7 protein-coding genes are annotated in these 8,242 nt (G+C 60.3%); 5 read left to right on the top strand and 2 right to left on the bottom strand.

Annotated elements, in window-relative coordinates; all coding sequences use genetic code 11:
• Positions 1-185 precede the first annotated feature (185 nt).
• Both SNL23_RS18720 and SNL23_RS18715 read right to left on the bottom strand, forming a co-directional pair.
• A complete protein-coding gene (locus tag SNL23_RS18720; protein WP_167662799.1) occupies positions 186-1,661 on the bottom strand; it encodes an inorganic phosphate transporter in 1,476 nt (491 codons plus the stop codon).
• 310 nt (positions 1,662-1,971) lie between these two features.
• The gene (locus SNL23_RS18715) at positions 1,972-2,172 is read right to left on the bottom strand and encodes a hypothetical protein (RefSeq protein WP_076016553.1); all 201 of its coding nucleotides are present in this window, start codon (positions 2,170-2,172) and stop codon (positions 1,972-1,974) included.
• Between the two features lie 617 nt (positions 2,173-2,789).
• On the opposite strand from SNL23_RS18715, the gene pcaR reads away from it, so the two are divergent.
• The 5 genes from pcaR to pcaF all read left to right on the top strand — a co-directional run bounded on the left by pcaR (position 2,790) and on the right by pcaF (position 8,222).
• Entirely contained in the window at positions 2,790-3,632 is an 843-nt protein-coding gene (gene pcaR / locus SNL23_RS18710) for a pca regulon transcriptional regulator PcaR (protein ID WP_003219833.1), read from the top strand.
• A 148-nt stretch (positions 3,633-3,780) separates the two neighbouring features.
• Positions 3,781-5,127: an MFS transporter gene (locus tag SNL23_RS18705; RefSeq protein WP_076016554.1), complete on the top strand. Its 1,347-nt coding sequence runs from the start codon at positions 3,781-3,783 to the stop codon at positions 5,125-5,127.
• Between the two features lie 256 nt (positions 5,128-5,383).
• The gene (locus SNL23_RS18700; protein ID WP_167662798.1) at positions 5,384-6,241 is read left to right on the top strand and encodes a CoA transferase subunit A; all 858 of its coding nucleotides are present in this window, start codon (positions 5,384-5,386) and stop codon (positions 6,239-6,241) included.
• Positions 6,238-7,020 (top strand): CoA-transferase subunit beta, encoded by a 783-nt coding sequence (locus tag SNL23_RS18695; RefSeq protein WP_318303074.1) that lies wholly within the window; start codon positions 6,238-6,240, stop codon positions 7,018-7,020. Before SNL23_RS18700 ends, SNL23_RS18695 begins: the two co-directional genes overlap by 4 nt.
• Entirely contained in the window at positions 7,017-8,222 is a 1,206-nt protein-coding gene (gene pcaF, locus SNL23_RS18690) for a 3-oxoadipyl-CoA thiolase (protein ID WP_173860403.1), read from the top strand. Before SNL23_RS18695 ends, pcaF begins: the two co-directional genes overlap by 4 nt.
• The last annotated feature ends 20 nt before the right edge of the window (positions 8,223-8,242 follow it).

The following is an 8,242-nucleotide window of genomic DNA, read 5'->3' as shown; positions in this document are numbered from 1 at the left end:
GCGAGGTGCCGAGTGGTGGGGCAAGAGCGTTTTGCTTACTTTTGGGGCGTTTGCCAAAAGTGAGCCGCTGTAAGAGCGGAACCCATATCAGCCATCACCCCAATAACGGATATTCACCCAAACCCCAGCCATAAAAAAAGGCGCAACCCTCACAGGTCGCACCCTCTTCACAAGCCAAAGATCTGTCAGCTACCCAAAGCCTTGGAAGCCAACCAGAACAACCCAGCCGAAAGGCCCACAGTTGCCGGCAGCGTCAACACCCAAGCCATCAAAATGGTCTTAACGGTGCCGCCTTGCAGCCCACTCTTGTTAGCCACCATGGTCCCGGCCACACCCGAAGACAACACATGGGTCGTAGATACCGGCAGGCTAAAGATGTTAGCCAGGCCAATCATACTGGCCGTGGTGATCTGCGCCGACATGCCCTGGGCATAGGTCATCCCTTGCTTGCCGATCTTCTCACCAATGGTCAACACCACACGCTTCCAGCCCACCATGGTGCCCAGGCCCAAGGCCAGCGCCACGGCCAGGATCACCCAGAACGGTGCATATTCGGTTGTAGCCGTCAGGTCCTTGCGCAACTTGTCCAGGTCCGACTTCTCACGCGCTTCCAGGCCAGGCAACTTGCCTACCTTCTTCGCGGTGTCATCCAGGCACAACAGATAACGACGCACTTCAATCCGGTGCTCGGCAGTCAACGAATGGTAGTCAGAGACACCTTTCAATGTACCCAGCAGGGCGTTGATAGTCGGTTCAGTCTGCTGCGGATTGCACTGGAACTTGCCCGGCAAATCGTCTTTCACACTCTTGCCCAGAGCAAGGAACTCACCGAGGGTTTCGTGATTACGCTGGTAGAACTGATTCAAGTGCAGCGTGGCGTCGCGGGTACGCTCGATCTGGTAAGTGGTGCTGCCCAGGTCCAGTACAAACTGCGCCGGCACGATACCGATCAATACCAGCATGATCAGGCCGATACCTTTCTGACCATCGTTGGAACCGTGCACAAAGCTCACGGCCATTGCCGAAATCACCAGTACCAGGCGGTTCCAGAACGGTGGGTGCTTCTTGTCGTCGAGTTTGCGGCGCTGGTCCGGTGTCTTGTGCATCTTCGACAGCGGGCGCCACCATTTCAGGCCGAGCAGCACCAGGGCTGCCACCACGAAACCAGCCATCGGCGAGAACACCAGCGAGGCGCCGATATCGATCGCTTTCTGCCAGTTCACGCCGTCAGCCAGCGGAATGTCGTTGATCAGGGCGTTGGCCAGGCCGACACCGAGGATCGAGCCGATCAGGGTGTGGGAGCTGGACGCCGGGATCCCGAAATACCAGGTGCCGAGGTTCCAGGTGATCGCCGCGGCCAATAATGAGAAGACCATGGCCAGACCGTGGCCGGTGTTCACATTGATCAGCAGCTCCACCGGCAGCAAGTGCACGATGGCATATGCAACACCGACACCACCGAGCAACACGCCGAGGAAGTTGAACACCCCGGAGAAGAACACGGCCAGATGCGGAGGCATGGCTTTGGTATAGATGACTGTGGCAACCGCGTTAGCGGTGTCATGAAAGCCATTGATGAACTCGAAGGCGAGGACAAAGGCCAGGGCGAGCAACAGGCTCACTAGAACCCAAGCATCCAGTCCGCTGAATAAATCGATCATGAAGGTTTTCTGACCCGGTCGTAAGGGGGCGCGATTATGCCAGAAAACATCGGTAATCAATGCACTAGCTGCTCATCGGTAACATTCTTCAACGAAAAAAAATCAGGGTGAGGGGCGCATCCCGGCGTTTTCGGGGCTTCGGCAAGTGTTTGATTTATAACGAAGATAGCGAAAATTTGCGGGTTAAACCGCCAGAAGGGAACTTCTGAAACAATTGTATGAAATTTCGGTAAGACGCCATGAAGGTGCTTCTCCCTGCCAGCGCGGTGCTGGCAGAGAGATGGCACCGTGGATGCTCAACCCGAATCGCTTATGGCTCTCCGGCTTTGAGGTCCTGTTCAATCTTATGGATTTCCTGGGCAAAGGCCTGGTCGAGCAGACTGGCTCGTTTGCGCCAGGGCTTGCGTTCAGGTTCTGGCTGGGCGGCGTAGGTGGTGACTTCCCCGCCGTAAACATCCTTGTAACGTTGTTCCTGGCGCTCAAGTTCCGCGCGCAGTTCGTCTTTCGTCACATTGTTACCTAATTGAGTTGAGTTTAATTCCAGTGAAGCGCGATGCAGGGAAGGATCAATCACTTCCTTATTGCATGCGGCCACGGCACCGGAAGAAGAACAGCTGTCGTAGCAACAGTTTCTATTTACAGTCGCAAGCCATTGGCAGCATCTTGCATGAGTGTCAGGTACTTGCGGCGGGGCCTGCGCAAAGGCGATGGTTGCCCGGTCAGGTTCGGATCGGCGTTTTGAAACGGAGCCGGCCTCGCACAGGATGCATTATAGCCATGCGTTTGAGTAACACTATCACCATCAAGTTAAAAATCGTCAACTTTGTGTGAGGGTTTTGTTACTCAAGCACGTCAGGTAATTGCTCAACTATTGACGTCATAAATTGTGCCGTATTCTACAGGCGGTAAATAAACCTTAAGTTCTCTCGTACATCAGAAGATTCTGAAAGTCGATTGAGAGGTGGACCAACCTGGGCCGACCGCCGACGGGCGGTGACTAATTGCGATAATCGAATGACCGTCCGATAATCGCCCGATCTTGCCCGCCTTGCCTTGTGTATCGATTACACGGCGGCTTGTAATAGCGCTCACCCCCGCTGCGGTTAAAAATAAGAGAAAGGACCCCAAATGAACGATCAATTGCGCAACTCCTTCGCGTCAGTGGCGCCGCCGATCGTTGCGTCACCGGCCAAGCGCATCCAGGCGTTTACCGGTGATCCGGACTTCATGACCTCTCTGGCCCGTGGCCTGGCCGTGGTGCAGGCGTTCCAGGAACGCAAGCGCCACCTGACCATCGCCCAGATAAGTCACCGCACGGAAATTCCCCGCGCTGCCGTACGCCGTTGCCTGCATACCCTGATCAAACTCGGCTACGCCACCACCGACGGGCGTACCTATTCACTACTGCCCAAGGTGCTGACCCTCGGCCACGCCTATCTGTCGTCCACGCCCCTGGCGGTTTCCGCCCAGCCGTACCTGGATCGCATGAGCGAGCAACTCCACGAAGCCTGCAACATGGCGACCCTCGAAGGCGATGACATCCTCTACATCGCCCGTTCCGCCACCACCCAGCGCCTGATTTCCGTCGACCTTTCCGTGGGCGGCCGCTTGCCGGCCTATTGCACCTCCATGGGCCGTATCCTGCTGGCCGCGCTGGATGACGCTTCACTGCAGGACTATCTCGACCACGCCGACCTGCAAACCAAGACCAGCCGCACCCTCACCACCCCGCAAGCCTTGCTCGAATGCTTGCAGGAAGTGCGGCAACAAGGTTGGTGCATTGTCGACCAGGAACTGGAACAGGGCCTGCGTTCCATCGCCGTGCCGGTATACGACGCCTCGGGCCAGGTACTCGCCGCGCTGAACGTCAGCACCCATGCCGGGCGGGTCAGCCGCAGTGAGCTGGAGCAGCGTTTCCTGCCGAGCATGCTCAGCGCCAGCCAGGAGCTGAGTGCCCAGCTGTTTGCGTAAGCTGTTCGGTGACCGCACAGATCCCGGCTGGATGAATTGACGGTGTTTCCCAAGGCTTATTAATGTGCGGCAGCGCTTCAAGGCGCCGCCCCAATAATAATGACGACTCAAGGTCGTTCGCCCGCCCATCGGTGTGGAAATAAAAATAATGAATCAGCCTTCACCTGCTGTCGGTACTTGCCTGGACGTTCAGTCCTTCATCAACGCCCAGCCGCTGTCGCGGTATCAGTGGCGGGTGGTGATCCTGTGTTTTCTCATCGTCTTCCTCGACGGCCTCGACACCGCCGCCATGGGCTTTATCGCCCCTGCGCTGTCCCAGGACTGGGGCATCGACCGCGCCAGCCTCGGCCCGGTAATGAGTGCCGCGTTGATCGGCATGGTCTTTGGCGCCCTCGGCTCCGGTCCGCTCGCGGACCGCTTTGGACGCAAGGTGGTGCTGGTGGGAGCGGTATTGGTGTTTGGCGCCTTCAGCCTGGCATCGGCCTACAGCAGTAACGTCGATCAACTGCTGATCCTGCGTTTCCTCACCGGCCTGGGCCTGGGCGCCGGCATGCCGAATGCCACGACGCTGCTCTCCGAATACACCCCGGAACGTCATAAGTCGCTGCTGGTTACCAGCATGTTCTGCGGCTTCAACCTGGGCATGGCCGGTGGCGGGTTTATCTCGGCCAAGTTGATCCCGGCCTTTGGCTGGCACAGCCTGCTGATGATCGGCGGCATCTTGCCGTTGATCCTTGCGGTGGTGTTGTTGTTCTGGCTGCCGGAGTCGGCGCGTTACCTGGTGGTGCGCAATCGCGGCACCGACAAGGTCCGCAAGACCCTCGCGCCCATCGAACCCAGCATCGTCGCCCAGGCCGCAAGCTTCAGCGTGCCCGAGCAAAAAACCGTCAAGGCGCGCAACGTGTTCGCGGTGATCTTCTCCGGCACCTACAGCGCCGGCACCTTGCTGTTGTGGCTGACCTACTTCATGGGCCTGGTGATTGTTTACCTGCTGACCAGTTGGCTGCCGACCCTGATGCGCGACAGCGGCGCCAGCATGGAACAGGCCGCGTTTATCGGCGCGTTGTTCCAGTTTGGCGGCGTGTTGAGTGCGGTCGGCGTGGGCTGGGCGATGGACCGGTTCAATCCTCACAAGGTCATCGGCGCCTTCTACTTGCTGGCCGGGGTGTTTGCCTACGCGGTGGGGCAGAGCCTGGGCAATATCACGCTCCTGGCGACCCTGGTGCTGATCGCCGGCATGTGTGTCAACGGTGCGCAATCGGCGATGCCGTCGCTGGCCGCACGCTTCTACCCGACCCAAGGCCGTGCCACCGGTGTGTCGTGGATGCTCGGCATCGGCCGTTTTGGTGCGATCCTCGGTGCATGGATGGGCGCAACCCTGCTGGGCCTGGGCTGGAACTTCGAACAGGTGCTGACAGCCCTGGTGATTCCGGCGGCATTGGCCACCACGGCGGTGGTGATCAAGGGGATGGTCAGCCACGCGGACGCTACCTGAAGCGATTTTTTGCAGGAGCGAGCTTGCTCGCGAAAGTCTCTAGCGATGACGTTGGCATTCTGAACGAACGCGGCGTCTTCAAGTTTTTCGCGAGCAAGCTCGCTCCTACAGGGAAAGATAGCTTGCAAACAATTCGTTCGATAATCGAACACTCAGTCGATTATCGGATTGTTTGGCTTTAACCCCCGGCTTAATCTTCAAGCACTTCGGCGCTGCCTCCAGCGCCTTTTTCGATCGATACCGGGAGCCCAACCCCATGGCTGAAATCCTTTCGCTGGCTGATGCGGTCAAGCAGTTCGTGAATGACGGCGACACCGTTGCACTCGAAGGCTTTACTCACCTGATCCCTACGGCGGCAGGTCATGAAATCATTCGTCAGGGCAAGAAAGACCTGACGCTGGTGCGCATGACGCCCGACCTGATCTACGACCAGTTGATCGGCGCCGGCTGTGCACGCAAGTTGATTTTCTCCTGGGGCGGCAACCCGGGTGTGGGCTCCCTGCATCGCCTGCGGGACGCGGTTGAAAAGCAATGGCCGCAACCACTGGAGATCGAAGAACACAGCCACGCCGACCTGGCCAATGCCTACGTCGCCGGGGCATCCGGCCTGCCATTCGCGGTGCTGCGCGCCTACGCCGGCTCCGACCTGCCCAAGGTCAACCCGCTGATCAAGACCGTGACTTGCCCCTTCACCGGCGAAGTGCTGGCCGCCGTGCCATCGGTGCGCCCGGACATCACCGTGATCCACGCACAAAAGGCTGACCGCAAAGGCAACGTGCTGCTCTGGGGCATCCTCGGTGTGCAGAAGGAGGCGGCCCTGGCAGCCAAGCGCTGCATCGTCACCGTCGAAGAAATCGTCGACGACCTCAACGCACCGATGAACGCCTGCGTCCTGCCGACCTGGGCCCTGACCGCCGTGTGCCACGTGCCAGGCGGCGCGCATCCGTCTTACGCCCACGGTTACACCGAGCGTGACAACCGCTTCTACCAGGCGTGGGACCCGATCGCCCGGGACCGTGAGACGTTTACTGCGTGGATCAACGAATACATCCACGGCACTGCCAACTTCAGTGAATTCCAGGCCAAGCTGGCCGCCGCGCAGGAGGCCAAATAATGGCTTACTCCACCAATGAAATGATGACTGTCGCCGCCGCGCGCCGCCTGAAGAACGGTTCGGTGTGCTTCGTCGGCATCGGCCTGCCTTCCAAGGCCGCCAACCTGGCGCGCCTGACGTCGTCGCCGGATGTGGTGTTGATCTATGAGTCCGGCCCGATTGGCGCCAAGCCATCCGTGCTGCCGCTGTCCATCGGCGACGGCGAGCTGGCGGAAACCGCTGACACCGTGGTGCCGACCGGCGAGATTTTTCGCTACTGGCTGCAGGGCGGGCGCATTGACGTCGGCTTCCTCGGAGCGGCCCAGGTCGACCGTTTCGGCAATATCAACACCACCGTGGTCGGTGACTATCACCAGCCCAAAGTGCGCCTGCCGGGTGCCGGTGGCGCGCCGGAGATCGCCGGTTCTGCCAAGAGCGTGCTGATCATCCTCAAGCAGTCGGCGCGTTCGTTCGTCGACAAGCTGGACTTCATCACCTCGGTCGGCCACGGCGAAGGCGGTGACTCGCGTAAACGCCTGGGTCTGCCAGGCGCCGGTCCCGTAGGCATCATTACCGACCTGTGCATCATGGAACCGGAGGAGGGCAGCCACGAGTTTGTCGTCACCGCCCTGCACCCCGGCGTGACCCGTGAGCAAGTGGTGGCTGCCACCGGTTGGGCGATTCGCTTTGCCGACCAACTGACCACCAGCGCCGAACCTACCGAGATTGAACTGACCGCCCTGCGCGACCTTGAGGCACGCACCGCTGCCGCCCACGGCCAAGCCCCCGGAGAAGCCTGATGCGCGACGTATTTATCTGTGACGCCATTCGTACCCCCATCGGCCGTTTTGGCGGCGGCTTGTCCACCGTGCGCGCCGATGACCTGGCGGCACTGCCGATCAAGGCGCTGATGGAGCGCAACCCGTCGGTGGACTGGAACGCGGTGGATGAAGTGTTCCTCGGCTGCGCCAACCAGGCCGGCGAAGACAACCGCAACGTGGCCCGCATGGCAGCATTGCTGGCGGGCCTGCCGGAAAGCATTCCCGGCGTCACCCTGAACCGCCTGTGCGCGTCGGGCATGGACGCGATCGGCACGGCGTTTCGCGCCATCGCCAGCGGCGAAATGGAGCTGGCGATTGCCGGTGGCGTTGAGTCGATGTCCCGCGCCCCGTTCGTGATGGGCAAGGCTGATGCGGCGTTCTCGCGCAACATGAAGCTGGAAGACACCACCATCGGCTGGCGTTTTATCAACCCGTTGATGAAGGCCCAGTACGGCGTCGATCCGATGCCGCAAACCGCCGACAACGTGGCCGACGACTATAAAGTCTCCCGCGCCGATCAGGACGCCTTCGCCCTGCGCAGCCAGCAACGTACCGCTGTTGCGCAGGCTGCCGGCTTCTTTGCTGAAGAAATCGTGCCGGTGCGTGTCGCGCATAAAAAAGGCGAAACCGTGGTCGAGCACGACGAGCATCCACGGGCCGATACCACCCTGGAAGCCTTGACCAAGCTCAAGCCGGTCAACGGCCCGGACAAGACCGTCACTGCGGGCAACGCCTCGGGTGTGAACGATGGCGCCGCAGCGCTGATCCTGGCCTCCGCTGAAGCCGTCAAAAAACATGGCCTGACCGCTCGCGCTCGTGTGCTGGGCATGGCCAGCGCCGGTGTTGCACCTCGGGTCATGGGCATCGGCCCGGTGCCGGCCGTGCGCAAACTGGTGGAGCGCCTGGGCCTGGCGGTCACTGATTTTGATGTGATCGAACTCAACGAAGCGTTCGCCAGCCAGGGCTTGGCCGTACTGCGCGAACTGGGGATTGCCGACGACGCACCCCAGGTCAACCCGAACGGTGGTGCCATTGCCCTTGGCCATCCGCTGGGCATGAGCGGCGCGCGTCTGGTACTGACCGCCCTGCATCAGCTGGAAAAAACCGGTGGCAGCAAAGGCCTGGCGACCATGTGTGTCGGTGTTGGCCAAGGCCTGGCCCTGGCGATCGAACGCGTTTGAGACCCACAAGAATAAAGAGG

The organism is Pseudomonas sp. SED1 (genome assembly GCF_034044025.1).
GTDB lineage: Bacteria > Pseudomonadota > Gammaproteobacteria > Pseudomonadales > Pseudomonadaceae > Aquipseudomonas.
The sequence above is the reverse complement of the archived record's forward strand: the minus strand, read 5'-3'. Positions and strand labels throughout refer to the sequence as shown.